Here is a 23,903-nt window from a genome sequence, read left to right as displayed (position 1 = left end):
TCATGCATGCCGCTAACCGTACCGACCTCAACCTCCTGCCCTCGGCGGTGATGATCTACGATGAGCGCGAACGACTGCAGGCCTGGAATGATAAGGTGGCGCTGTTTTATCCAACGATCGCGCCCTGGCTCGCCGTTGGCGCCTCTCTTGAGAGCCTGGCGGAGAAGTTTATCGATGCCGGATATAACATCGACCCAGGCCGGCAACAGACGCTGCGCGAGGCGATAATCCGCAACTGCCGCCAGACGAACCACTGCGAGGTCCGTCAGTCGGGCAACCGCCGGATTTACGTTCAGCATCAGCGGCTGGCGGATGGCGGGATTGTCAGCCTGCATACCGACATCACCGAGCTTGACGAGGCCCGACGCTCGCGTCACCAGCTTCACGACGACTTTTTATTCACCGCGGAGTCGATCCAGATCGGCATCTGGGACTGGCAGGTCTCCGGCGACAGCCTGCAGGTCAATGACACTCTGCTGGCGATGGTCGGCCAGTCACGGGCGCAGTGGCGCTTTCCACTGCGTTTTATGCTCAATCTGGTCCACGAGGACGATCGCGCCACCCTGCAACAGGCGATGATCGCCTCGCAAAACGAGCATATGCCGGTTTTTGAATGTGAACTTCGCGTCCAGCACCCCACGCAGGGCTGGCGTTGGATGCTGCTCTCGGGGCAGATCGTCACCCTCAATATGCAGCAGCAGGCAGAGCGGGTGATCGGCACCTTGCAGGATATTACCCGGCGCAAAGCCGCAGAGCTGCTGGCCATTGAGGCGGCGAAGGAAGCCCGCGAGGCGAATGAAGCGAAAAGCGCCTTCCTCGCCAATATGAGCCACGAAATCCGCACCCCGATGAACGGCATTCTCGGCATGACGCAACTCTGCCTCGACACGCCGCTGACCGCGGAGCAGCGGGAGTACCTTTCGCTGGTGATGAGCTCAGCCCAGTCGCTGCTGCACATTATTAACGACATTCTTGATTTCTCACGCATTGAGTCGGGCAAGATGCAGGTGGACGAAGAGCCGCTGGAGATCCGCCCCTTTGTTCAGTCGCTGATCCGCCCGCATATGCCTGCCGCCAGCGAAAAGGGCATTGAGCTGCTGGTGGATATCTCCCCTGCGGTGCCCGAGGTGCTGATCGTCGATGGACCCCGGCTGCGGCAAATCCTGACCAACCTGTTGGGTAATGCGCTGAAGTTCACGCATCAGGGGGAGGTCCTGCTGGCGATAGCGCCGGCCGACGACGAAAACCGCTGGCGCTTTCGCATTCGCGATACCGGCATCGGTATCGCCCCGGAGAAGCAAAAGGCGATCTTCGAGGCTTTCAGCCAGGCCGATAGCTCCACCACCCGCCGCTACGGCGGCACCGGTCTGGGGTTAACCATTTCGGCCCGCCTGGTCAACCTGATGGGCGGCGAGCTGACGGTGGAGAGCCAGCCCGGGGCGGGCAGCGAATTTGCCTTCACCCTGCCACTGACAGCGCTGCACGCCGCCGCCGACAGCGCCCCGCTGGGCCACTTTAACCACCAGCGGGTGCTGGTGGTTGACGACAACAGCACCAACCTGCGCCTGCTCGACGCCATGCTTCGCCAGATGGGGCTGATGCCAAGCTGCGTGGACAACGCCGGCGAGGCGCTACGCCGGGCCGCCGAAGGGCCGCCCTGGCCGCTGATCCTGCTGGACGCGCAGATGCCGGATATGGACGGCGTATCCCTGGCGCTGGAGCTTTCCGCCCTGCCCGAGGCCCGGCAAAGCCAGATTATTATGCTCAGCTCCATGAGCCGCCATTTTGACGCCAATATGCTCAAGCGCATCGGCATTGCCCATTATCTGCATAAACCGGTGGCGCAGCGCGAACTGCATCAGGTTATCGCCGGCATTCTGGTTCCCACGCCGGTGGTGGCGACAGCGCCAGCCCCCGTTGCGGAACCGGTCAGGGAGCAGGCCGGGCTGCATATCCTGCTGGCCGAGGACAATCTGGTTAATCAAAAAGTCGCCAGACGGCTGCTGGAACAGCTTGGTCACCGCTGCGAGGTGGTGAACAACGGCCGGGAGGCGCTGGCGCGCTGGCGCGCCGACTGCTGGGATCTCCTGCTGATCGATCTGCAAATGCCGGAGATGGACGGTGAAACCGCCATCCGCCTGCTGCGCGAAGAGACGCAGGCGCTCGGCCGGGAGCACCAGCCCGCGATGGCTATGACCGCCCACGCGATGCAGGGCGACAAAGAGCGCTGTCTGGCGATGGGCTTTGACGGCTATATCGCCAAACCGGTGAGCCAGGAGGCGCTACGGGAGGCCATCGCCCGCGTCGGCGCGGCGGAAGATAGCGGTCCGGAGGAAGAGGAAGGCCTGCCGGACGAGGCCCGCCTGCTGAAACAGTGCGCCGACGATCCTGAGCTGGTCGAGGAGCTGCTGGGGCTCTTCGCTGCAGGGCTTGACGCTGCCGCCGCCGCCCTTACCCACGCCATTAACGCTAATGACCGGGAGACGTGGCGTCGCGCCGCCCACAAACTGCGCGGCGAGGCGGCCACCCTTGGCTTTCAGCGCCTTTCCGGGGTGCTCCAGCAACTGGAGAGCCAGGCAGCCTCGCCCGACCAGAGCGTGCCGGGCGACCTGCAAGACACGCTGGCCGAGGCGATCGCGGGCTGCCACCTGTGGCTGCGCCGCAGAATGCAGGAGGCTCCCCGTGATCGCTAGACGTCTTCTGCTGCTGGTGGTTTGCCTGCCGCTGGCGCACGCCGGCTCAGCGCCGGTGACCTGGTCACTGGCCGGACAATGGCGGGTGCATGACGCCAACGACAGCGCCTTCGACGGCGCGCAGGCTTCGGACGGCGGCTGGCGCACGCTGCGGGTACCGGCAAACTGGTACAGCGCCGGATACGATCATCAGGGCGCCCTGTGGTATCGCCATCAGTTTACCCTGCATGGCCTGACGCCGGACGCCATGGCCACCCTGGTGTTTGACGGCGTCGATTACTTTGCCGAGGTGGCGCTCAACGGCAAGACGCTGGCCCGGCACGAAGGGTATTTTCAGCGCTTCCCGGTGGACATCAGCGGGGTCGTTCGCCGCCATAATCAGCTCGCCGTGCGGGTCGACAGCCCCTATGAAGACCCGCAAACGATCTGGCCGCTGCACAAGACGCTGATGAAAGGGATCCTGAACCAGCACGATACCCGCCCGGGCGGCGCCTGGTCGGTTCAGGGGCAGGATGCCAACTCCGGAGGGATCTGGGCGCCGGTGAAGCTCCATCTTAGCCGCGGCGTCACCCTCGACGAGGTGATCCTGCGCCCGGACTGGCGACAGGGGCTGGAGCAGCCCATTCTGCGTGCCGAAATCCGCTATCGCGCCGTGACCCCCGGCCCCGTCACGCTGCGCCTGACGGCCACCCCGGACAATTTTTCCGGCCCGCGTTTTCAACAGGCCTTCGCGGTCACCCTTGAGAACACCGCAGGCGTCCTGCGCGTCTCGCTGCCCATGCCCTCGGCAAAGCTCTGGTGGCCCGTGGGTGCTGGCAAACCTAACCTCTACCGGGTGCGCGCCACCCTCGCGGATAACCGGGGGATCATGGATACCGCCGTCACCCGCACCGGATTACGTAAGGTGGAAGCGCTGGCGGACAATCAGGGCTGGCGCATCAATAACAAACGGCTGTTCATCAAGGGCAGCAACTATATTGGCTCGCCGTGGCTGAGCACCATGACGCGGAAAAAATATCGCCGGGATTTCAGGCTAGTCACGGCCATGAACGCCAACGCCATCCGCGTTCATGGTCACGTGGCGGGCCGCGCGCTGTATGAGGTGGCCGATGAGATGGGGCTGATGATCTGGCAGGATGTTCCGCTGCAGTGGGGTTATGATGACAGCGTCGCCTTTGCCGATAACGCGGTGCGCCAGACCCGGGCGATGATGGACCAGTTCGGCAATTCGCCGGCGATTATTGTCTGGGGCGGTCACAACGAGCCGCCGTGGAACTCGCCGTGGATGGAGAAACGCTTCCCCGACTGGCGTAAAACCTTAAACCAGACCCTGACGCAGCGGGTGGGCGATGCGCTGGCGGAAGATACCTCCCGCATCGTGCATCGCTTTTCCGCTGTTGAAGAGCACTACTGGGCGGGCTGGTATTTCGGCACCCTGCGCGACCTGCTCGCCCCGGCGAAAACCGGGATTATTACCGAGTTTGGCGCTCAGGCGCTGCCCCGCCTCTCCACCCTGAAGACCATTATCCCGGCCCGTCTGCTGTGGCCGAAAACCACCGCCGCCGACGACCCCGGCTGGGTGCGATGGAAGTACCATAATTTTCAGCCTTTCCAGACCTTTAAATTTGCCGGTATTCCACGAGGCAACACTATTCAGGAGATGATTGAAAACACCCAGGCTTATCAGGCCAGGCTGGTGGCGCTGGCAGCGGAGAGCTATCGCCGCCAGCGTTATCAGCCGGTGACCGCCCTGTTCCACTTTATGTTTGTCGAGACATGGCCCTCCATCAACTGGGGGGTGGTGGATTATCTGCGCCAGCCGAAGGCGGGTTACTATGCCCTGCAGCGCGCCTATCAGCCGATCCTGCCATCCATCGAGCCGGTGACCGCCAGCTGGCGTCAGGGTAGCCCGGCGACGGTGCGCCTGTGGGCGATTAACGATACCTGGACGGCCTGCGAGGATTGTCGCCTGACCTGGCGGATCAGGCAAAATGGCCAGATGCTCGCTCAGGGGGAAACCACGCTGACCCTACCGCCGGACGCCGGCCAGATGATCAGGGAGCTGACCGTCACCCCCGCCGGCCCGCAGCCCGTGACGGTCGACTACCGCATCGACAACCGTCGCGGCACACGCGTGGGCGCTAACCAGCATACCGAACCCGTCGCCGCGGCGCAGGCAGCTAAATGAAGCAGACTTCACGCTGAGCCACGATCAGTCGTGGATTTTCACCCCCAGACAGCCGCGAACGAATTCAGGGTTAAAGTGTTTCACTGCTTCGCCAACGTAACCTAAATCCAGATCGCTGATTTGCGCCATTTCGCGCGCGGTGAGCGAGAAATCCCAGATGGCAAAGTTCTCTTCAATACGCTCCTGGCGGGTGGATTTAGGAATGACCGTGACGCCACGCTGCACGTTCCAGCGCAGGACCACCTGAGCAACGGTTTTTTGGTGGGCATCGGCAATCTCCTGCAGCATGGCCTCTTCATACGGATTATGTCTGCCACCGCCTAACGGCGCCCAGGCTTCCGGCTGAACGTGATAGTGCTTCATGGTTTCCAGCGCCGCGGGCTGGGCGAAATAAGGATGCAGTTCGACCTGATTCACCATCGGCCTGATTCTGACGGTTTCGCAGAAGTTAGCTAACACATGGGCGTAGAAATTGGACACGCCGATCGCTTTGAGGGTACCGGCTTCATAAGCCTCCTCCAGCGCGCGCCAGGCGCTGAAATAATCGCCCATCGCCTGATGCAACAGATAAAGATCGAAGTATTCCAGCCCGGATTTTTTTAAGGACGCGGCAATCCCGGCTTTCGCCATCCCGGCGTTGGCCATGTCCTGAACCCACAGTTTGGAGGTAATAAATAGCGCCTCGCGGGTACACAGACCTTCGGCGATGGCTTCGCGAACGGCCTCCCCCACCGCATCTTCATTATCGTAGACGGCGGCGGTATCGATGAGGCGGTAGCCGGTGCGAATGGCGTTCAGCACCGACCGCTTACACTCTGCTTTATCGGTCACCTTAAAAACGCCAAAACCCAGCATCGGCATTTTACGGTTGTTACTTAATACGCAATATTCCATGGTCAGCCCTCATTTTGTTAAACCATCATGGTAGGCCATAAACGTCGCCGCGATTACCCTGTCATTTGTGATTTGACTTATACATCCAGCTCATTAATCGGCGTGCGCTGAGATGATCTGATTTTGACAGAGAGCAGAAAAGTCGCCCCTGCCGCCGCCAGCAGTAACAGACCGCTCAGTGCAAAATTGCTACGCCATCCCAGACTATCAAACACCAGGCCGCCTGCCGTTGACCCGAGGGCAATCGATAGCTGGATCACGGCGACCATCAGACCACCGCCCGCCTCCGCATCCTCGGGCAGCGTCCGCGCAATCCATGTCCACCAGCCGGTGGGCGCGGCCGTCGCCAGCAGGCCCCACAGGCTTAACAGTACGGCGACTGATCCCGTGTGGTGTCCGGCCAGCAGAAGCGTTCCGGCAATCGCGGCCATGACCAAAGGGATAGCCACCAGCGTCGGATAAAACCGGGCGTTCAGCGCGCTTGAAATAAGCAGCGTGCCGACAAAACCTGCGGTACCCATCGCCAGCAATATCAGGGACAGACCAGAGGAACTGACTCGGGTCACGGTCTCCAGAAACGGTCGCACATAGGTAAATAAGGTAAACTGCCCCATAAAAAACAGCCCGCAGGCCAGCAATCCAAGGAATACCGTCGAGCGGCGGAACAAACCCAGCACGGTTCCCTGCGGCTGTGGTGCGCGCTGGCTTTTCATCGACGGCAGGCTAACGCATTGCCAGACGAAGGCCACCATCGCCAGCGGGACGAGACATAAAAAGGCGCCGCGCCAGCCGACGGTGGCCCCCAGGTAGCTGCCCAGCGGCGCTGCCACAACGGTGGCCAGCGCGTTACCGCCGTTAAAGATGGCCAATGCGCGGGGGACCTGACGTTGCGGCACCAGGCGAATGGCCGTTGCGGCCGACATAGACCAGAAGCCGCCGATGACGATCCCAATGAGCGCCCTGCCCAGCATATAAACTGGATAGCTGGACGCCAGGGCAATCATCATTCCCGAGACCGCCATCAGCGCCGTGAGCGCTAACAGAAGGTATTTACGATCCCATGCTCCCGCAAGGCGAGAAATGGTCAGGCTGGTCAGCACCGCCAGCGCGCCTGAAATGGCAATGCCCTGACCGGCTAATCCTTCGGTGACGCCTAAATCGCCAGCGATGGGCGTTAACAGGCTGACCGGCATAAATTCTGAGGCAATGAGTACAAATACGCAGAGCGTCATCGCCAGGACGCCGCTCCAGTGTGCCCGGGTGTTACTTAATGCAGACATTATTTAGCTCCGACCATACAAAGCCGCCCGCAGGCGCGTGGCGGCATTGGGGATGTCTCCGGCACCGGAGATCTATTTCAGGTTGGTTTTAAAGAACTGCTCAAACTGACTAAAGGGAATTTTGCCTGCGGCGTTGTCATAAAGATCGACATGGTTTGCGCCAGGGACAATCACCAGTTCTTTCTTGTTGCTGCCAATAGCCTTATAGGCATCTTCAGCAAAATAGCGAGAATGGGCTTTTTCGCCAGTCACGATAAGCGTCGGAATAGTCACTTCGCCGGCATAATTCAGCAGCGGCATATTCATAAACGACAGCGGCATCGTCGCATTCCATGCCCCGGTTGAATTAACCGAACGCGGATGGAAACCACGCGGCATACGGTAATAATCGAAGAACTCTTTCAGGACCGGGTTGGGATTGGCGGGCAAGGTTTCCGGCAAAATACGATCGGCAGCGCTGACGTTGCCTTTATCATCAACATAAATGTCATGCCCGCCGGGGGCGAAAGTGCCGTTTGCCGCATCCTTCCAGCGCTGCGCGTTCAGGTACTGCAGTACCGCTCGGCGGTCGGCGGTCGTGTAGCGGTCTTTGCCATCGCCGACTCCATGCCCCATCGCGCGGCTCATGTCATACATGACGCTGGTCGCCACCGCTTTGACGCGCGTATCCATCGCCGCGTCGTTTAAGGCCATACCGCCCCATCCGCAAATGCCGAGCAAACCGATACGGTGGCGATCCACCTCTTTTTGCAGGCCCAGAAAGTCCACCGCGGCACTGAAATCCTCGGTATTGATGTCCGGCGAGGCCACATTACGTGGGTAGCCACCGCTTTCACCCGTATAGGATGGGTCAAACGCCAGGGTGACAAACCCCTGCTCGGCCAACGTCTGGGCATACAGGCCGCTGGATTGCTCTTTTACCGCGCCGAAAGGACCGCTAACGGCAATGGCGGCCAGTTTGCGGTCGCCGCGATCCTTCGGCAAGTAGAGGTCTCCTGCTAAGGTAATCCCGTAGCGGTTGTGGAAGGTCACCTTACGATGATCCACTTTCACGCTCTCAGGAAATGTTTTGTCCCATTTTTCAATCAAAGAGACAGGCGTATTCGGGTTAGTCGTATCAGCATAACTCATCGTTGTGACTCCACTTAGTGAGGCGCAAAGCAGCATGGCAGGTATCGCGGCTGTCAGTTTTTTGGTGAAAACCGTCATCAAAGTCCCCTAAATAAACGTGATCAATGCAAATCTCCAGTAGACAACGCTGCTGCGCTTTGTTGTCGTGGGCTTAGTGTAGCCAGCAGTAATAGTGCTGATTAGTGGGTGAAAAATGCTAAGATTAATACCATATTGTTCTAAATGGCATGCGGATTACGAGGCGGGAGAATGGCGAAACGAGAAAACTATAATGACCTTTATCTGTTTATGCAGGTGGTGCGGGAAGGCAGTTTTACCGCCGCAGCGCAACGACTCGGCCTGGCGCAGTCCGGGATCAGCCGTGCGGTTCGTGAACTTGAAGAGCGCCTGGGCGTTCAGCTTCTGATGCGCACCACCCGCCGTTTGTCGCTCACTCAGGCGGGTGAGCAGCTCTATCACAACGTCGAATCTGGTTTCGACGCCTTAGATATGGGACTCGCCACGCTGGCCCACTATCGTCAAACGCCATCCGGTACGGTACGCATCAATGCCAGCCAGCATGCCATTGATAAAGTCCTGCTGCCGAAGCTGGCAGTATTTAAACAACGCTATCCCGATATCAGACTGGAACTGATCAGCGAAAGCCGTTTTGTCGATATTATTGCGGAGCGATTCGATGCGGGCGTACGTCTGGGCCCGGAAGTCGGAAGCGGCATGATTGCGGTACGCATTTCGCACGATATGGAGATGGCGGTGGTGGGTACACCGGAACATTTTCGACGCTACGGCTTTCCACAAACGCCCGCCGATTTAGTCGTCCACCCCTGCATCGCTTATCAGTTTGGCGACGGCAGCCTTTACGCCTGGGAACTTCACGTGGATGGCAAAAAAATCACTCATCCGCCGCAGGGACAGTGGGCTTTCGCCGATAGCTATATGGAAGCCAAAGCGGCCAGGCTCGGTCTGGGGCTGGCCTATGTCCCGGAAGAACTGATTACCGACGATCTAGCGCAGGGCACGCTTATACGGGTGCTCCAGCGTTATAGCCAGCGTCTGGAAGGTTCATTTCTCTATTACCCGCACCGCAATGTATCGCCCGCGCTGAGAGCGGTTATTGATACATTGCGAATGTAGCAGAGGATGCCTGCGGGCTGCAGGTATCGGTTGGCGGAGGGGGCTGAGCTCAGAGCTTTCGCTTAATTCCGAACTATGCAAATTGTCATGCAAGGCGGAAATGATCTTATATCAGTATCAATTTTGCGACTCGCCTATTTGATTATAAAGTTATAATACAGCACCGCTTCGTAACAAGTTAAACAACGCATATTTCCCTGCTGCGCAAACCCTTTTTCTTCGCCTACCCACGCCTGTTCTTGAAATACCTCTTAAACGCTTAAGCATTGCATTCCACCTCAGGACTGCCAGGCTATCTCTACGTCAATGGCAAAGGAGGCGTAATGAAAGTCCTCAATATTCTGATCCGGCGATGCGTGCTGCTGAGCTGTTATGAAGAAACCGTTTCGTTCTATGAAAACCTCATCGCGCAGAAGGCGAGGTTGCGTTTCGACTATCCTGAATACGATCTCAAACTGGCGCAGGTGGGTTCTGTGCTGTTAATCGGCGGAACCGTTAAGAGCCTGGCGCCTTTTCGCGCTACCGAGACCACTTTCCTGGTCAACGACATTTCCGCCTGGGAGAAACATCTGCCTTCCACCGGAGCAACGATTATCAACCCGGTGAAGATCGTGCCAACCGGCTGGAACATGCTGGTTCAGCATCCGGATGGTATGATTGCCGAATACGTTGAGCATCATGACAAAAACCCAGCGGATGAGATCTTCTGATGCTTCGCTTTTAGAGGGTTAGACCTGGTTTCAGTCGGCCATACTACCAGAAAAGTGATGCTTTCTACTGTGGCGGGAGAAGGTGAGCAGGAGAAACTGGCGCCGTAATCCGCGCCAGCTCCGGGTTCAGCAATGGCTACCTGCCCTGAGCAGGAGGCCAGTACGCATCAGTGTTTAACGATATACATGGTACGGCTATAGGCCACATCTTCCGGGTTGGTGATCGGGTAGCCTTTCAGCCACGGTTTAATCAGCCGACCGTTGGTGTACTGGTAGATCGGCGCAATCGGCGCTTTGACCATAATGATCTTCTCCGCCGCGTTGTAATCGTCGTTACGCGCTTTGGCTGAATTTTCCACCGCCGCCTGGGCGAGGATTTTGTCGTATGCCGGATCGTTAAAGCGGGAGATATTTCCGCTGTGGGTGGAGGTCAGCAGCGACAGGAAGGTGGACGGCTCGTTGTAATCCCCTACCCACGAGGCGCGGATCACATCGAAATTGCCGGTGTTGCGGCTGTCGATATAGGTTTTCCACTCCTGATTCTGCAGCTTCACTTCCACGCCGAGGTTCTTCTTCCACATCGACGCCACCGCGATGGCAATCTTCTGGTGGTTCTCAGAGGTGTTATACAGCAGCGTCAGCTTCAGCGGGCGATTCGGGCCATAGCCAGCGGCAGCCAGCAGGGCTTTCGCCTGCGCGTTAAGCTCGGCCTGACTCATGCTCTCAAACTGCGACGGCTGCGGCGTGAAGCCCGCCGTTACGTCCGGGGTAAAGCGCCAGGCCGGTTTTTCCCCGGTCCCCAGCACTTTCTCCGCCATCACCCGGCGATCGATGGTCATACTCAGCGCCAGTCGCACCCGCTCGTCCGCCGTCGGCCCTTTTTGGGTATTAAAGGCGTAATAGTAGGTGCCCAGCTGCGGCGGGGTATACACCTGCCCCGGAATATCTTTCAGCAGCTTCTGATACATATTTTTCGGGAAAGATTCGGTGATATCGATATCGCCGGCCAGATAGCGTTTGGTGGCGGCGGACTCCTGGTTGATCGGCACAAAGGTGACCTGCTGGATCACCGTTTTGGCGTTATCCCAGTAGTGGGTGTTGGGCACCACTACCAGCTTTTCATTCACGACGCGATCTTTCAAAACATAGGCGCCATTGCCCACCAGGCTGCCGGGCCGCGTCCAGTTTGCCCCGCTGTCGACGTTCGCCTTTTGTACCGGGTAGAAGGCAAAGCTGGCGGTCAGGTTGCTGAACCACGGCAGCGGCTTATCCAGCTGCACCCGCAGGGTGTGGGCGTCGACGGCGGTGACCCCCAGGGTCTCCGGCGCGGCTTTGCCGTCAATGATGTTCTGCGCGTTGGCGATCCCCGCCAGCGCGGCAAACCAGGCGAACGGCGAGGTGGTTTTCGGGTCCACCAGACGCCGCCAGCTATAGACGAAGTCCTCAGCGGTGACCGGCGTGCCGTCGGACCAGCGGGCGTTATCGCGCAGGGTAAAGGTCCAGACGCGGTTATCGTTGCTCTGCCAGCGGGTCGCCACGCCCGGGATCAGGTTGCCTTTCGCATCCTGATTGACTAAACCTTCAAACAGATCGCGGATCACCTGGATTTCCGGCAGGCCCACCGCTTTTGCGGGATCTAACGAGGCGGGTTCATCTTTGATATGGCGCACTAACAGCTGGTTTTTCGCCAGTACCGTGCCCGGCGGTACGTCCGCCGCCCAGGCCAGAGAAGATACGCTGGCTAACCACAGCGCGCCGCATGTCAAAGCGACAGGATACTTCATAAGATCCCCTTTAAAATGAGAAAAAACACCGCCAACAGAGCGATAATTATTTGTTTCATCACCTGAAATTGCAAACAACATATGATAGAAAATTGATGTGCCGTCGGATTTCGCACCTCAGGGAATGGGTTTGATTCCAACACGCTTTTCGCTAACACTACATAATAACGACACACAGGAAGCCCTATGTCTATTTCACGTCCTCGCCCGCAGCGCGGCGACTTTCCGCCGGGGACCCGGCAGTACGGCAGCTCGGAACTGGGCGCGCCGCTGCTGTGGTTTCCTGCGCCGATGGCCGACAGCCGCAGCGGCCTGATTATTGCCGGCACCCACGGCGATGAGAATTCGTCGATTGTGACCCTCTCTTGCGCCCTGCGCACCCTGAAGCCGGAGCTGCGCCGCCACCACGTGGTGCTGACGGTCAATCCTGACGGCTGTCAGCTCGGGCTGCGCGCCAACGCCCGTGGCGTTGACCTCAACCGTAACTTTCCGGCCGCTAACTGGAGACAAGGGGAAACGGTGTACCGCTGGAACAGCGCGGCGACGGAACGAGACGTGGTGTTATTGACCGGCGAACAGCCGGGCTCGGAGCGAGAGACCCAGGCCCTGTGTCAGTTGATCCATCAGATCCATCCGGCGTGGGTGGTCTCCTTTCACGATCCGCTGGCCTGCATCGAAGACCCGGGACACAGCCCGCTGGGACACTGGCTGGCCGACGCCTTCTCACTGCCGCTGGTCGGCAGCGTGGGCTACGACACCCCAGGTTCCTTTGGCAGCTGGTGCGCTGATATCGGACTCCCCTGCATCACCGCTGAGTTCCCGCCGGTCTCCGCCGACGAGGCAACCGAGCGTTACCTGCCGGCGATGACCGACCTGCTGCGCTGGCAGGATTAAAGATGAAGCACGCCGGTGCTGAACCGCAGCGCCGGCTCGACGTCCACCGCCAGCCATGTCGGGCCGTCGAGGTCGGCGAAGCGCGCCAGCGGCGCCAGGGGTAGCGCGGCGGCGATCCCGCGCGAGGTGCAGAGCATACAGCCCAGCATCCGTCCAAAGCCCTGTCGTTCTGCCTCCTCGGCGAGGGCCAGCGCTTCGGTCAGGCCGCCCGTTTTGTCCAGTTTGATATTGACCATCTCATAGCGTCCGCGCAGCCTGGGCAGGCTCTCCCGGGTATGGCAGCTCTCGTCGGCGCAAATTGGCAGCGGATGGACGAAGTTTTCCAGCGCCGCATCGGCGTCGGCAGGGAGCGGCTGCTCAAGCATCGCCACGCCGAGGTCCGCCAGCAGCTGGCAGCGCGCCGCCAGCCCCTCGCTGTGCCAGGATTCATTGGCGTCGACAATCAGCGTAGCCTCCGGCGCCGCCTGACGGATAGCGATTAACCGCTCGCTGATCAGCCGGTCGTCAAGCTTCACCTTCAACAGCTGAGCGCCCTTCTGCCACAGCGCCGCGGCGCTGGCCGCCATCTGATCCGCCGTGCCAATGACCACCGTCTGGGCGGTGATCACCCGGTTTGGCAACGTCACCCCCAGCAGCTGGGGCAAGGTTTTGCCTTCGCGCCGCGCCTGCAGATCCCACAGGGCGCAGTCAATGGCATTGCGCGCGGCGCCTGCCGGCAGCAGCCGCTGCAGCTGTTCGCGGGTAAGTCCCGCCTCCAGCTGTTCGCCGATTGCCATCACCTGGGCCATGACCGAAGCGATGCTCTCGCCATAGCGGGGATACGGGGTGCATTCCCCCACCCCTTTCACACCGTCCTCTTCCAGTTCCACCACCACCACTTTTGCCTCGCTGCGGCTACCGCGGGCGATCACAAAGGGGGTGTGGAGCGGCCAGGCTTCCTCATACACTCGCACGTTGCGCATTCCCTTGTCCTCTCTGGTAAATGTTAAATAGGGTTTGCCGTGTAGCTGGCGGATGTCATACACTACTCGCGACGTTAACTATATGTAAACAGGAAGATAACCATGTCACAAACCGTGCATTTCCAGGGCAACCCCGTTTCTGTTCAGGGCACCATTCCGCAGGCAGGCGCTAAAGCGCAGCCGTTTACGCTGGTCGCCAAAGATCTCTCTGACGTCGCGCTGAGCCAGTACGCCGGCAAACGTAAAGTACTGAATATTTTCCCGAGCATTGATACCGGCGTGTGCGCCGCATCAGTGCGTAAATTCAACCAGCTGGCCGCTGAACTGGACAACACCGTGGTGCTGTGCATTTCCGCTGACCTGCCGTTCGCCCAGTCCCGCTTCTGCGGCGCGGAAGGCCTGAGCAACGTGGTGACCCTTTCCACGCTGCGCGGCGCCTCGTTCCTCGCTGACTACGGCGTCGCCATCGCCGCCGGTCCGCTGGCGGGCCTGGCCGCTCGCGCGGTGGTCGTTATCGATGAAAACGATCAGGTTGTCTACAGCCAGCTGGTGAACGAAATCACCGAAGAGCCGGACTACGACGCCGCGCTGGCCGCCCTGAAAGCCTGATAACAGTCTGTCCGGGCGCATCGCGCCTGCGGACATGCTATGTACTCAGCCCTCGCTCTGCGGGGGCTTTTTATTGCCGCGGCGCATAGCGGGAAATAGCCCGCGCCATCGCCGGGCCGGTCAGCAGGATGGTAAACAGCCGCAGCGTCTGCAGCGCCATAATAAACGACATATCCGCCCGGGTGCCGGCGGCGATAATCGCCACCGTGTCGAGTCCGCCAGGGCTGGTGGCCAGATAGGCGGTCATGAAATCCATCTGCAGAATGTGGGTCAGGCCGAGGGCCATCAGGGCGCACATCAGGATCAGCCCAAGAATGGAGGCGATAATCTGCGGCAGCGTCTTCAGAGCCAACAGAAACACCGCCTTGTTAAACTGCAGTCCCACCGTCCAGCCCAGCACCGCGTAGGCCATCGCCAGCAGCCACTCCGGCAGCTCCAGCATCACCCAGCCGCCCCCCTGGGCCAGCGCGCCGAGCAGCATCGGCAGCAGCATGGCGCCGGAAGGAATGCGCAGCCGCACGCCCAGCCAGCAGCCCGCCGCTGTCAGCAGCAGCGTTAAAGGGAAATTAAGGGTCAACGGTGGAAACCAGACGATAGCCTGGCTCATTGTTTGCGCCTCGTTGCCCAGGGCATAGCGCACCACCAGCGCCGCCGCGCCGACGACAAACAGCACTCGCAGATACTGCATCAGCGCCACCAGGCGTACATCAGCCCCGTACTCCTGAGCCATCACCACCATTGCCGACGCCCCGCCGGGAGAGCTTCCCCAGGCGCCGGTGGCGCCCGGCAGCGCGCTGTAGCGGACCAGCAGCCAGCCGGTGAGGCCGCTGATCGCCAGGGTCGTTAACAGGATCGCCAGCACCAGCGCCCAGTTGTTGAACAGCACGCCAAAAACGGAGGGGTTAATGGCGCGGGCGATCATACAGCCGACGATAGCCTGCGCCGCCAGATAACAGGCGCGGGGGATCCTCAGCTTCACCCCGCGCAGGCTCAAAATGAGACCGGCAATCAGCGGCCCCAGCAGCAGCGCTGCCGGCAGATGAATGCGTAACAGCAGCGATGAAAAGAGAATTGAGAGCAGCAGCAATGTCAGCCATTGCCCGATCGCGCGACGCGACGCCAATATGCACCACCCCGGAAAAAGGATTAAAAAACCAGTATATACAGGTTTAGCCCGCTTTGCAGGCTGGGATACCGGCGACGAGCGTCGCCGGCGTTCAGCGATTATTCGTCGCCCTTTTTCTGACTCAAACCATATTCGCGCAGCTTATTGGCGATGGCGGTATGCGACACCCCCAGCCGCTTCGCCAGCTTACGGGTGCTGGGGTAGCTGCGATAGAGCTGGGTCAATACCGAGCGCTCAAAGCGGCGGGTAATGTCGTCCAGCGATCCTTCCATGGCCTCCTCGCCCACCGGCAGCGAGGCGACGTCGTGGTCCGGCAGCAAAATGTCCTGCGGACGCAGCTCGAATCCTTCCAGCTGGGTTAGCGCGCGATAGACCGCATTCTTCAGCTGGCGGACGTTGCCGGGCCAGCTGTAGCGGGTAAGCACCGTACTGAGATCGGCGGAGAGCTTCGGTCGGGGGATCCCCTGCTCATCGGCAAAGCGCGCAACGAACAGCTCCGTCAGCGGCATAATGTCCTGCGGGCAATCGCGCAGCGGCGGCAGATACAGCGTCAGGACATTGAGGCGATAGTAAAGATCTTCCCGGAACAGCCCTTTCTGCACCAGCTCGACCAGGTTTTTCTGCGTCGCGCAGATCACCCGCACATCGACGTGCACTTCATGATCCTCGCCGACGCGGCGGAAGGTACCGTCGTTGAGGAAGCGCAGCAGTTTGGTCTGCATTCGCGGCGACATCTCGCCAATTTCATCCAGCAGCACCGAGCCGCCGTTAGCTTGCTCGAAGAAGCCTTTTTTGCCCTGCAGCGCGTCACCGAACAGCTCGCTCTCAACGGCGTCCTCGGGAATGGAGCCGCAGTTGAGCGCCAGATAGGGTTTGCCCGCCCGCGGACTGGCCAGATGGCAGGCGTGCGCCAGCAGATCTTTACCCGTGCCGGTGTCGCCGACAATCAGCAGCGGCGCGCTGAGCATCGCCAGCTTACGCGCTTGATCCACCACGTGGCGCATTTTCGGCCCCACCGCGAGGATCTGGCTGAAGGCGCTGGTGTCCTGGCTGGTCATGGTCTGCAGCTGGCGTCCCATGCGCACGGTTGAGCGCAGCATCGCCACGGCGCCGGTCAGCACTCGCTCGTTATGCTCCCCTTCCAGATAAACCGGGGTCACTTCCAGCAGGTAGTTCTGCCCATTCACCACCACATGCTCCGCCAGCGTCTCCTGCGGGCTGCTTTCCAGCCAGCGCTGGACGTTAAAATCGTCGATCAGTTGCGCCACCGGATGGTTGCGCAGCTTCGCCTGGCTTTGGCCAAACAGCAGGCAGCTGGCGGGGTTGGCCAGTTCGACCCTGCCTTTGGTATCCAGCGACAGCACCGGCTCCGGCATCGCCACCAGCAGCGCGCTCAGCGCCAGATGTTCACGCTCGGATGGCATCCACGGCACGGTGCGCACGTCTGTCACGCCGGCGATACGGCGGATCTCCGCCATCAGGCTGCTGAAGGTGGCGAACTCCAGTTCGGCAAAATTGAGGTAGATACGGCCAATAGGGTCAATATCGATACCACGCAGATCAATGCCGCGCAGCACCAGCAAATCGAGCAATTCACGAGTCAGACCGAGGCGGTCTTCACAAAAGACTTCAAGACGCATGGGAGTGTTCACCCTAAAAGTGCCAATGACCGGAGAATAATAGGCCAGGAATGGACTTTCGGGAAGCTAACTGTCAACAATTATTGACAGCATGGCGGAAAAATGGGCGTTGCGCCGTAAAGTCAGGCGGTCAGTGGTCAATTAACCGGCCATCCGGCCGGTTAATTGGGAGTTAAGCATGGAAGGCCGGCAGCCACTGGCGGTTATGGGCGATCACGTCATCCAACGCTTGTTCGAGCTTCTCGCCGCTGACAATCAGCGGATTCAGCACCAGCGCGCGCCACGCCGTATGGCGGTTGCCGGTGATGGCGGCCTCGATGGTCAGCTGTTCGAAAGATTTCATCAGCTGCAGCAAACGCAGGGTATCGTCAGGGAACGGCGCCACGTTGAGGGGCAGCGGACCGGAAGCGGTGATCAGCGAGCTGACCTCCACCGCACAGTCATCCGGCAGGCCATTGATGGCGCCGTTGTTGCGCGTGTTGACGTGCATGATAATGCGCTTGTCGTTGTAGATGGCATTCATCAGCTCGCAGGCTGCCTCGGAATAGTACTGACCGCCACGGCCCTCCAGCGCCTTCGGTTTAACCGCGAGGTGCGGGTCGCTGTACTGTTCAAACAAGGTTTTTTCCAGCTGCTTAACCACTTCGCCACGGGTCCCTTCGCCGCCCGCCTCCGCCAGCTCCTGACGCAGCAGATCGTCCTTCATGTAGTAATAACGCAGATAGGCGCAGGGGATCATGCCTAAGCCCTGCAGGAGATGCGACGGCCAACGGAACGGCGGAATGTTGCGCGGCACCAGCGGATCCCGACCGGCATTGATCTCGGCGATGACCTCCGGCAGCCACTCTTTTCCTTTGTGCAGGATCTGGCGCACGAAGATAAAGTGGTTCAGGCCGGCGACCTGCATCACTACCTCCTTTTCGTCAGCGCATTGCAGCAGGGTGGTCACCCCTTTTTGCATAATCACCGGCACATTACACAGGCCGACGGCTTTGATGCGACTGTGGCGCAGGATCGCTTCGGTCACCATCCCCGACGGGTTGGTAAAGTTCAGCAGCCAGGCGTCAGGGCAGAGTCGTTCCATATCGGCAGCAATCGCCAGGGCGATGGGAATGGTACGGCAGGCATTGGCGAAGCCCCCTAGGCCGTTGGTCTCCTGGCCGATCAGGCCATACTTGAGAGAAATACGTTCATCGCTGATGCGGGCGTCAAGGCAGCCGGCGCGAAACTGCGAGCAGACGAAATCGGCATCGCGCAGGGCGCTCTCCCGATCCAGGGTAGCCACCACCTCGATGATCAGCCCGGCTTTGGCGATCATTCGCCGCGCCAGTCCGGCGATGATCTCGACTTTCTCTCTGCCCTCTTCAATGTCCACCAGCCATAGCGAAGCGACCGGCATCTCGTGATAGCGGTTAAGCAAACCTTCAATCAGTTCCGGGGTGTAGCTGGAGCCGCCGCCAATCACCACAATTTTGAGTCCTGACATGGTATACCTCGGTTTAGTTACGATATAACTATTTAAAACCGGCCAAACTGGCGTAACAAACGAATTAAATAGGCCTATGCATGAAGCAAATTAATGCATAAGGGAGACAACCTGTGCTTGAACAACAAAGCATCCTTGCGCTGCTGCAGACCTTTGAGGTGACCGCCCGCCATTTGAGTTTTACCCTCGCCGCGCATGAAATGAACCTGACCCAGGGGGCGGTCAGCCATCGGATCCGCAAGCTGGAGATGCATATCGGGTTTCGCCTGTTTATTCGCATGACGCGTAAACTGGCGCTGACGGAGGAAGGCAAACGCCTGCTGACGACGTTGAGCCATTCGCTGCGGGCGATTAACGATGAAATTGAGGATATTCGCGAACAGGATCTGCGCGGCACGCTGCAGATTGGTATTGCGCCGACCCTGGCCCATCTTTGGCTGATGCCGCGCCTGCCCCGCTTCCAGGCCCAGTGGCCGGGACTAAATCTACAGTTTCGCGTCCGCGCCGGGGTGATGGATTTTAACGAGGAGCGGGTAGACCTCGCGATTTATTACGGCGCCACGCGCTATCCCGATCTTTATCAACAACGGTTGATGGCGGAAAGTTTGCTGCCGGTCTGCTCTCCGGAGTATCGCCGGCAGTATCGCCCGCTGAGCGGCGGTGACGCGGCGGCGATCGTCTGGATCCATGCCTGCGAATCCACCGACGTGCAGGATCAGTTTGCCGAATGGCGCCTGTGGTGCCAGCAAAGCGGACAGGCGCTACCCTTTGACGGCCGGTATTACGCGGTGAACAACCACTCGCTGGCCATTGAGATGGCGCTGAATGGACTCGGGGTCGTGATGGGGCGTAAAACGCTGATCCAGCCGCTGCTCGCCACCGGGAGACTGGTAGCCTTGTCCGAAGACGAGGCGGAATCTCCCTTTGGCTATGATCTGATTTGTCCGCAGGAGAACCGCTCGCGCCCGCGCTTTCGCGCCTTCAGCGAGTGGCTGGCGGCGGAATGCGTATGACCGGACATTGCCCGCGGCGCGGCAGGTGCGCAAGCCTGGACTCGACCTCGCAGGCCGGGCAAGGCCAAACCGCCGCCCGGCAATGTCTCTGAGCGAAGGTTACTTCTCCAGACTGGTTTTGCTTTTCTGCAGGGTCTCTTTCAGCTGCCCAATCAACTCGCGACGAAAATCGCCGAGCCGCGGTTTATCATCGGCGATCCACGGCAGCGGGCGGCACAGCTCCATCGCCTTGATACCAAGGCGGGCAGTAAGCAGACCGGCGCCGATGCCCTGCGCGGCGCGCGCCGACAGCCGGGCCGCCAGATCCTGCGACATCCAGTCCATGCCCACCTCGCGCACCAGTTCGCTGGCGCCGGCGAAAGCGATATTCAGCAGCACCAGGCGAAACAGACGCAGGCGGCTGTAATACCCCAGCTCAATGCCGTACAGGGTGGCAATTCGGTTGATCAGCCGCAGATTGCGCCAGGCGATAAACGCCATATCCACCAGCGCCAGCGGACTGACGGCGATCATCAGCGTCGACTCCGCCGCCGAACGGCTGATTTCCCGCCGCGCCTGGGCATCGAGCACCGGCTGCACCAGCTGGGCATAGAGGCTGACCACTTCCCGGTCGCTTTGCGTTTCGTGGATGGCGGCATACCAGCGCTGCAGCGCCGGATGCGACTGATCCAGACCCGCCTGCTGCGCCAGCTTCTCACAGAAGGATTTCGCTTTGCCGACCGCGTGACTGTGCAGCATATCGCGGGCTTCATCGCGTTCGTGGGCGCGCTGGCGCAGCCGCCACAGGCGGCGCCACTCGGTGGCCACCGATCCGACGCCGGCGCCGACGATCAGCGCCCCGGCAGCGCAGCCGCCCAGCGCAATCCAGTCCTGCGTCTGCCAGGCGTTGGCGGTCCACTGCACCCCTTGCGCCACGACGCTGACGCCGAAGATCGCCAGGCCAGCGCTGACCATCCGCCGCCAGAGACTGCGTTTCGGCCGCAGCACAGACTCCACCACCGCCTCTGCCGCCCCCTCTTCCTCTTCGCCGGTCACCAGAAGCGCCGGCGCGAAGTTGTCGGCTTCCCGTCGGTCGAAGGCGCGGGCGCTTTTCAGCGGCGGCGTTTTTTCCGCCTGCAGCGGGCCATCAAAATCAATCCGCGGTTTTAACGGTTCGCTCATCGCAGTTTATCTCCAATCAAAAATTCCAGCGCCGCGTCGAGGCGAATGTGCGGCAAGGGCCGATCGACATCCATGACCTGCGGACGAAAGTTTTCAAACTGAAATCCCTGCTGCTGCCAGAAGGCCTGCCCCGGCAGGCGCGCCGGCACCTCGCCGGGATAGATGGTCAACGGCTGGCCGTCGCTCAGCCGATTGCCGCGCAGGGCGGGGATTTTCTCGCCGTTCAGCTCAATCAGCCCGCTCTGGGTCGCCTGAATGGACGCCAGCCCCAGGCAATCCATACTGATCCCCTCGAAGGCGGCATTCTGCCACGCGTCCTGGATCAGCTGCTGCAGGAGCGACACCATATTGCTGTGCTGATCCACCGTGACGTGGTCGGCTTTGGTGGCGGCGAACAGCAGCTTGTCGATGACCGGCGAAAACAGCCGGCGGAACAGGGTGCGCTGCCCGTAATGGAAGCTTTGCATCAGCTGGGTCAGCGCCAGGCGCATATCGTTAAACGCCTGCGGCCCGCTGTTCAGCGGCTGCAGGCAGTCCACCAGCACAATCTGCCGGTCGAAGCGCAGGAAGTGCTCTTTGTAGAACCCCTTCACCACCTTTTCGCAGTAGTACTTGTAGCGTTCGCGCAGCATGCCGGCGTTGCTGTGTTTATCGGCCTGCGCCAGCTTGGCTTCGCCGACGGCATCGACGTCAGGCCATGGGAAAAACTGTAGCGCCGGCGCGCCGGCCATTTCGCCGGGCAGGACAAAGCGTCCGGGCTGGATAAAGTGCAGCCCTTCACGCTTACAGGCGTGCAGATAATCCGTCCAGGCGGCGGCGATCTCGGCCAGCCGGGCCTCGTCGGCAGGGGCCAGCGGATCCAGCCCGGCGCACAACTGCCGCCAGCGGGTCGACCACTCCGCACGCTGTCCCTGCAGGAGTCCGGTCATCTGCCGCGACCAGCTCAGATAATCCTGCGCCAGCATCGGCAGATCGAGCAGCCACTCGCCCGGATAGTCGACGATCTCCAGATACAGCGTGGAGGTGTCTTTAAAATGGCGCAGCAGGGAGTCGTTGGAACGGTAGCGCAGCGCGAGACGGATCTCGCTAACGCCGCGCGTCGGGGTTGGCCACATGGGGGGCTGGCCGTACAGCTGGGCCAGCCCTTCATCGTAGGTGAATCGAGGAATGCCGAAGTCCCGCTGCGGTACGCGCTTGACGCCGAGCAGTCGCTCTTCGCGCGCAGCGCTCAGCAGCGGCAGGCGGGCGCCGGTGTGAATATTCAGCAGTTGGTTGACCAGCGCGGTGATAAACGCCGTTTTGCCGCTGCGGCTCAGGCCGGTCACCGCCAGCCGTAAATGCCGGTCAACCCCGCGGTTGACCAGCGCATTCAATTCAGTTTTCAGTCGCTTCATCGCCAGTCCGTTATGCCCTGAAGGTGTGTCTCGTCATCATAAGCTATCTGCCGGGGATAAGCAGGAGAACGTTAATCCTTTTGCGCCTTCCCCACGGCGGCGTTATTTCATCCCGCGCGTGACGCGGTTGGCCAGCCGGCTGAGCAGCGGCTCCAGCGCCACCGCCAGCAGCATTTTCAGCGGCCGTCGCGCGACCGATTTGACCGCCCAGCCGGCAACGCCCGCCGGGCCATAACGCAGCGCGGTCAGCAGCGCCAGCTTACCGACGATTTTCAGGCCGGGCTTAACCTGCTGCCCGGCGCGTTGCCATTTGCTATTCATGCGTTGCCTCACTCGTTAACAACAGGATTTACAGCTGACGAAAGCGGCTGCGCAGCGTGAAGGTGTCGGAGGTGACGTACCGTTCCATCTCACGCAGACGCTGTTCGCCGGAGGCCAGTTCGGCATCCACGGCGGCCAGCAGATCGCCATTGCTCGGCGCTTTGTGGCCGTAAAGCTCACTGTCCGGCATCGGGTCCAGGGCGAAGGTCAGAATGATGTAGGCCACCAGGACGAAGAAAAAGAGGCCAAAAATCATCGCCAGCACGGTAATCAGGCGCACCAGCTTCACCGGGACATCAAGATGCTGAGCAATACCCGCGCAGACGCCCTTGACCATCCCGCGCTGCGGGATACGCCACAGTTTTTTATTCAGATCCAGTCCAGCCATTATTTGTCTCTCCAGTTCGGATGTTCGGCATCCAGGATCGCTTCCAGCGCCTGAATGCGCTCGCGCATCCGCTTCGCGTCATCGGTCAACTGCAGCAGCCGTTGCTGCTCATTTTGCGTCAGCGTCCCGTTGGCGCCGCGATTGTTGTAGTGCAGCCACAGCCAGACCGGCAGAACAAACAGCACAAACAGCGTCAACGGAATGGCGAGAAAAAGCATGCTCATGTGTACTCCTTACAGGGGGTGAGCCGCGGCGCAACGCCGCGCCGCGCAATCGTACTTACTGGTTGGACTGATTCATTTTGGCTTTCAATGCCGCCAGCTGCTCGCTGATTTCATCGTCCGCTTTCAGTTCGGCAAACTGCTGATCCAGCGTCTGCTGCTTGCCAAAGCGGTGACTCTCCGCTTCCGCTTCCATCTGATCGATGCGACGTTCAAAGGATTCAAAGCGCGCCATCGCCTCATCCAGTTTACCGCTGTCCAGCTGGCGACGCACATCGCGGGACGAACTCGCCGCCTGATGACGCAGCGCCAGCGCCTGCTGACGGGCGCGGGTTTCGCTGAGTTTGTTCTCCAGCTCGCCAATCTCTTTCTTCATGCGCGCCAGCGTTTCATCCACCAGCTGCACTTCGTGGTCCAGCTGAGCAATAAGGTCGGTCAGCTTCTGTTTTTCGATCAGCGCCGCCCGGGCCAGATCCTCTTTCTCTTTGCGCAGGGCCAGCTCGGCCTTTTCCTGCCATTCCGCCTGCTGGGCGACCGCCTGCTCAATACGACGGGTCAGCTGTTTCTTTTCCGCCAGCGCGCGGGCCGACGTGGAACGTACCTCAACCAGCGTGTCTTCCATCTCCTGGATCATCAGACGCACCAGCTTTTGCGGGTCCTCGGCTTTCTCCAGCAGGGAGTTGATGTTGGCGTTCACGATGTCGGCAAAACGAGAAAAAATACCCATAATTTCAGTCCTCATAGTTCTGGTTGCAGGCATTCACCTGTGGCTTAGCTAATACAAATGGCGTGCCAATTTTTTATCTTATTGATTTTAAACAGAGTGGTTGCGAAACAGGCAGGGCATTGCTACAGTCACCTGGTTAATCACACT

21 protein-coding genes and 1 pseudogene are annotated in these 23,903 nt (G+C 60.2%); 7 read left to right on the top strand and 15 right to left on the bottom strand.

From position 1 onward, the window contains the following. The first annotated feature begins 2 nt into the window (after positions 1-2). Together ABLU95_RS17845 and ABLU95_RS17840 are read left to right on the top strand one after the other, a co-directional pair. Positions 3-2,693 carry a response regulator gene (locus ABLU95_RS17845; RefSeq protein WP_348880100.1) on the top strand — a complete coding sequence of 897 codons (2,691 nt, stop codon included), beginning with the start codon at positions 3-5 and terminating at the stop codon, positions 2,691-2,693. Further along, complete coding sequence (locus ABLU95_RS17840) at positions 2,683-4,881, top strand: glycoside hydrolase family 2 TIM barrel-domain containing protein (RefSeq protein WP_348880099.1); 2,199 nt, start codon at positions 2,683-2,685, stop codon at positions 4,879-4,881. Before ABLU95_RS17845 ends, ABLU95_RS17840 begins: the two co-directional genes overlap by 11 nt. A 24-nt stretch (positions 4,882-4,905) precedes the next feature. On the opposite strand, the gene ABLU95_RS17835 is transcribed toward ABLU95_RS17840, so the two are convergent. From ABLU95_RS17835 to ABLU95_RS17825, 3 genes are all read right to left on the bottom strand, one after another. Next, positions 4,906-5,775 carry an aldo/keto reductase gene (locus ABLU95_RS17835; protein WP_023289371.1) on the bottom strand — a complete coding sequence of 290 codons (870 nt, stop codon included), beginning with the start codon at positions 5,773-5,775 and terminating at the stop codon, positions 4,906-4,908. A gap of 77 nt (positions 5,776-5,852) precedes the next feature. Continuing rightward, positions 5,853-7,055, bottom strand: a complete 1,203-nt coding sequence (locus ABLU95_RS17830) for an MFS transporter (RefSeq protein ID WP_348880098.1) — start codon at positions 7,053-7,055, stop codon at positions 5,853-5,855. A 72-nt stretch (positions 7,056-7,127) separates the two neighbouring features. Continuing rightward, a complete protein-coding gene (locus tag ABLU95_RS17825; protein WP_065883024.1) occupies positions 7,128-8,264 on the bottom strand; it encodes an alpha/beta hydrolase in 1,137 nt (378 codons plus the stop codon). 171 nt (positions 8,265-8,435) lie between these two features. Between ABLU95_RS17825 and ABLU95_RS17820 the strand changes: the two genes are divergently transcribed. Both ABLU95_RS17820 and ABLU95_RS17815 read left to right on the top strand, forming a co-directional pair. Beyond that, positions 8,436-9,320 (top strand): LysR family transcriptional regulator, encoded by an 885-nt coding sequence (locus tag ABLU95_RS17820; protein WP_241516229.1) that lies wholly within the window; start codon positions 8,436-8,438, stop codon positions 9,318-9,320. Between the two features lie 323 nt (positions 9,321-9,643). Next, the gene (locus ABLU95_RS17815; protein WP_241516228.1) at positions 9,644-10,030 is read left to right on the top strand and encodes a VOC family protein; all 387 of its coding nucleotides are present in this window, start codon (positions 9,644-9,646) and stop codon (positions 10,028-10,030) included. Positions 10,031-10,197: 167 nt separating this feature from the next. Here ABLU95_RS17815 and ABLU95_RS17810 read toward each other — a convergent pair whose 3' ends face one another. Both ABLU95_RS17810 and ABLU95_RS17805 read right to left on the bottom strand, forming a co-directional pair. Further along, positions 10,198-11,814: a peptide ABC transporter substrate-binding protein gene (locus tag ABLU95_RS17810; protein WP_048335009.1), complete on the bottom strand. Its 1,617-nt coding sequence runs from the start codon at positions 11,812-11,814 to the stop codon at positions 10,198-10,200. A 21-nt stretch (positions 11,815-11,835) separates the two neighbouring features. Beyond that, positions 11,836-11,907: pseudogene (locus ABLU95_RS17805) on the bottom strand (hypothetical protein); the annotation flags it as partial. Between the two features lie 93 nt (positions 11,908-12,000). Between ABLU95_RS17805 and mpaA the strand changes: the two are divergent. Then, positions 12,001-12,708, top strand: a complete 708-nt coding sequence (mpaA, locus tag ABLU95_RS17800) for a murein tripeptide amidase MpaA (protein WP_065883022.1) — start codon at positions 12,001-12,003, stop codon at positions 12,706-12,708. Here mpaA and ycjG read toward each other — a convergent pair. Further along, a complete protein-coding gene (gene ycjG, locus ABLU95_RS17795) occupies positions 12,705-13,670 on the bottom strand; it encodes an L-Ala-D/L-Glu epimerase (RefSeq protein WP_048297345.1) in 966 nt (321 codons plus the stop codon). The genes mpaA and ycjG overlap by 4 nt on opposite strands. Positions 13,671-13,772: 102 nt before the next feature. Here ycjG and tpx point away from each other — a divergent pair, with 102 nt between their 5' ends. Continuing rightward, a complete protein-coding gene (gene tpx / locus ABLU95_RS17790) occupies positions 13,773-14,279 on the top strand; it encodes a thiol peroxidase (RefSeq protein ID WP_008805229.1) in 507 nt (168 codons plus the stop codon). Between the two features lie 70 nt (positions 14,280-14,349). Here the strand turns inward: tpx and ABLU95_RS17785 are convergent, their stop codons facing one another. The 3 genes from ABLU95_RS17785 to ABLU95_RS17775 all read right to left on the bottom strand — a co-directional run bounded on the left by ABLU95_RS17785 (position 14,350) and on the right by ABLU95_RS17775 (position 18,531). Beyond that, positions 14,350-15,402 (bottom strand): AbrB family transcriptional regulator, encoded by a 1,053-nt coding sequence (locus ABLU95_RS17785; protein WP_065883021.1) that lies wholly within the window; start codon positions 15,400-15,402, stop codon positions 14,350-14,352. A 101-nt stretch (positions 15,403-15,503) separates the two neighbouring features. After that, complete coding sequence (gene tyrR / locus ABLU95_RS17780) at positions 15,504-17,045, bottom strand: transcriptional regulator TyrR (protein WP_065883020.1); 1,542 nt, start codon at positions 17,043-17,045, stop codon at positions 15,504-15,506. A 172-nt stretch (positions 17,046-17,217) separates the two neighbouring features. Further along, the gene (locus tag ABLU95_RS17775) at positions 17,218-18,531 is read right to left on the bottom strand and encodes a 6-phospho-beta-glucosidase (protein WP_049013555.1); all 1,314 of its coding nucleotides are present in this window, start codon (positions 18,529-18,531) and stop codon (positions 17,218-17,220) included. 143 nt (positions 18,532-18,674) lie between these two features. On the opposite strand from ABLU95_RS17775, the gene ABLU95_RS17770 reads away from it, so the two are divergent. Then, positions 18,675-19,544 (top strand): LysR substrate-binding domain-containing protein, encoded by an 870-nt coding sequence (locus ABLU95_RS17770; protein ID WP_276575311.1) that lies wholly within the window; start codon positions 18,675-18,677, stop codon positions 19,542-19,544. 99 nt (positions 19,545-19,643) lie between these two features. On the opposite strand, the gene ABLU95_RS17765 is transcribed toward ABLU95_RS17770, so the two are convergent. From ABLU95_RS17765 to pspA, 6 genes are all read right to left on the bottom strand, one after another. Beyond that, positions 19,644-20,705: a TIGR01620 family protein gene (locus ABLU95_RS17765; RefSeq protein WP_241516227.1), complete on the bottom strand. Its 1,062-nt coding sequence runs from the start codon at positions 20,703-20,705 to the stop codon at positions 19,644-19,646. Then, positions 20,702-22,099, bottom strand: coding sequence for a YcjX family protein (locus tag ABLU95_RS17760; protein WP_032452561.1), 1,398 nt, complete (start codon positions 22,097-22,099; stop codon positions 20,702-20,704). The genes ABLU95_RS17765 and ABLU95_RS17760 overlap by 4 nt, the downstream gene beginning before the upstream one ends. A gap of 102 nt (positions 22,100-22,201) precedes the next feature. Beyond that, complete coding sequence (gene pspD, locus ABLU95_RS17755; RefSeq protein WP_002901915.1) at positions 22,202-22,420, bottom strand: phage shock protein PspD; 219 nt, start codon at positions 22,418-22,420, stop codon at positions 22,202-22,204. Between the two features lie 28 nt (positions 22,421-22,448). Then, the gene (gene pspC / locus ABLU95_RS17750) at positions 22,449-22,808 is read right to left on the bottom strand and encodes an envelope stress response membrane protein PspC (protein WP_004203911.1); all 360 of its coding nucleotides are present in this window, start codon (positions 22,806-22,808) and stop codon (positions 22,449-22,451) included. Then, complete coding sequence (gene pspB / locus ABLU95_RS17745; RefSeq protein WP_023289357.1) at positions 22,808-23,032, bottom strand: envelope stress response membrane protein PspB; 225 nt, start codon at positions 23,030-23,032, stop codon at positions 22,808-22,810. Before pspB ends, pspC begins: the two co-directional genes overlap by 1 nt. A 55-nt stretch (positions 23,033-23,087) precedes the next feature. Continuing rightward, positions 23,088-23,756, bottom strand: a complete 669-nt coding sequence (gene pspA, locus ABLU95_RS17740) for a phage shock protein PspA (RefSeq protein ID WP_004203910.1) — start codon at positions 23,754-23,756, stop codon at positions 23,088-23,090. Positions 23,757-23,903 lie beyond the last annotated feature (147 nt).

Origin of the sequence: Klebsiella sp. GG_Kp146, assembly GCF_040061975.1 — a bacterium.
GTDB classification, from domain to species: Bacteria; Pseudomonadota; Gammaproteobacteria; order Enterobacterales; family Enterobacteriaceae; genus Klebsiella; species Klebsiella quasipneumoniae.
Note: the sequence above shows the minus strand (reverse complement) of the source record. Positions and strands in the feature narration are given on the sequence as shown.

Bases quoted from the DNA above. Each gene is read 5' to 3' on its own strand.
- ABLU95_RS17845 (WP_348880100.1), top strand. From the start codon at position 3: ATGCATGCCGCTAACCGTACCGACCTCAACCTCCTGCCCTCGGCGGTG.
- ABLU95_RS17835 (WP_023289371.1), bottom strand. From the start codon at position 5,775: ATGGAATATTGCGTATTAAGTAACAACCGTAAAATGCCGATGCTGGGT.
- ABLU95_RS17830 (WP_348880098.1), bottom strand. From the start codon at position 7,055: ATGTCTGCATTAAGTAACACCCGGGCACACTGGAGCGGCGTCCTGGCG.
- ABLU95_RS17825 (WP_065883024.1), bottom strand. From the start codon at position 8,264: ATGACGGTTTTCACCAAAAAACTGACAGCCGCGATACCTGCCATGCTG.
- ABLU95_RS17820 (WP_241516229.1), top strand. From the start codon at position 8,436: ATGGCGAAACGAGAAAACTATAATGACCTTTATCTGTTTATGCAGGTG.
- ABLU95_RS17815 (WP_241516228.1), top strand. From the start codon at position 9,644: ATGAAAGTCCTCAATATTCTGATCCGGCGATGCGTGCTGCTGAGCTGT.
- ABLU95_RS17810 (WP_048335009.1), bottom strand. From the start codon at position 11,814: ATGAAGTATCCTGTCGCTTTGACATGCGGCGCGCTGTGGTTAGCCAGC.
- mpaA (WP_065883022.1), top strand. From the start codon at position 12,001: ATGTCTATTTCACGTCCTCGCCCGCAGCGCGGCGACTTTCCGCCGGGG.
- ycjG (WP_048297345.1), bottom strand. From the start codon at position 13,670: ATGCGCAACGTGCGAGTGTATGAGGAAGCCTGGCCGCTCCACACCCCC.
- tpx (WP_008805229.1), top strand. From the start codon at position 13,773: ATGTCACAAACCGTGCATTTCCAGGGCAACCCCGTTTCTGTTCAGGGC.
- tyrR (WP_065883020.1), bottom strand. From the start codon at position 17,045: ATGCGTCTTGAAGTCTTTTGTGAAGACCGCCTCGGTCTGACTCGTGAA.
- ABLU95_RS17775 (WP_049013555.1), bottom strand. From the start codon at position 18,531: ATGTCAGGACTCAAAATTGTGGTGATTGGCGGCGGCTCCAGCTACACC.
- ABLU95_RS17765 (WP_241516227.1), bottom strand. From the start codon at position 20,705: ATGAGCGAACCGTTAAAACCGCGGATTGATTTTGATGGCCCGCTGCAG.
- ABLU95_RS17760 (WP_032452561.1), bottom strand. From the start codon at position 22,099: ATGAAGCGACTGAAAACTGAATTGAATGCGCTGGTCAACCGCGGGGTT.
- pspD (WP_002901915.1), bottom strand. From the start codon at position 22,420: ATGAATAGCAAATGGCAACGCGCCGGGCAGCAGGTTAAGCCCGGCCTG.
- pspC (WP_004203911.1), bottom strand. From the start codon at position 22,808: ATGGCTGGACTGGATCTGAATAAAAAACTGTGGCGTATCCCGCAGCGC.
- pspB (WP_023289357.1), bottom strand. From the start codon at position 23,032: ATGAGCATGCTTTTTCTCGCCATTCCGTTGACGCTGTTTGTGCTGTTT.
- pspA (WP_004203910.1), bottom strand. From the start codon at position 23,756: ATGGGTATTTTTTCTCGTTTTGCCGACATCGTGAACGCCAACATCAAC.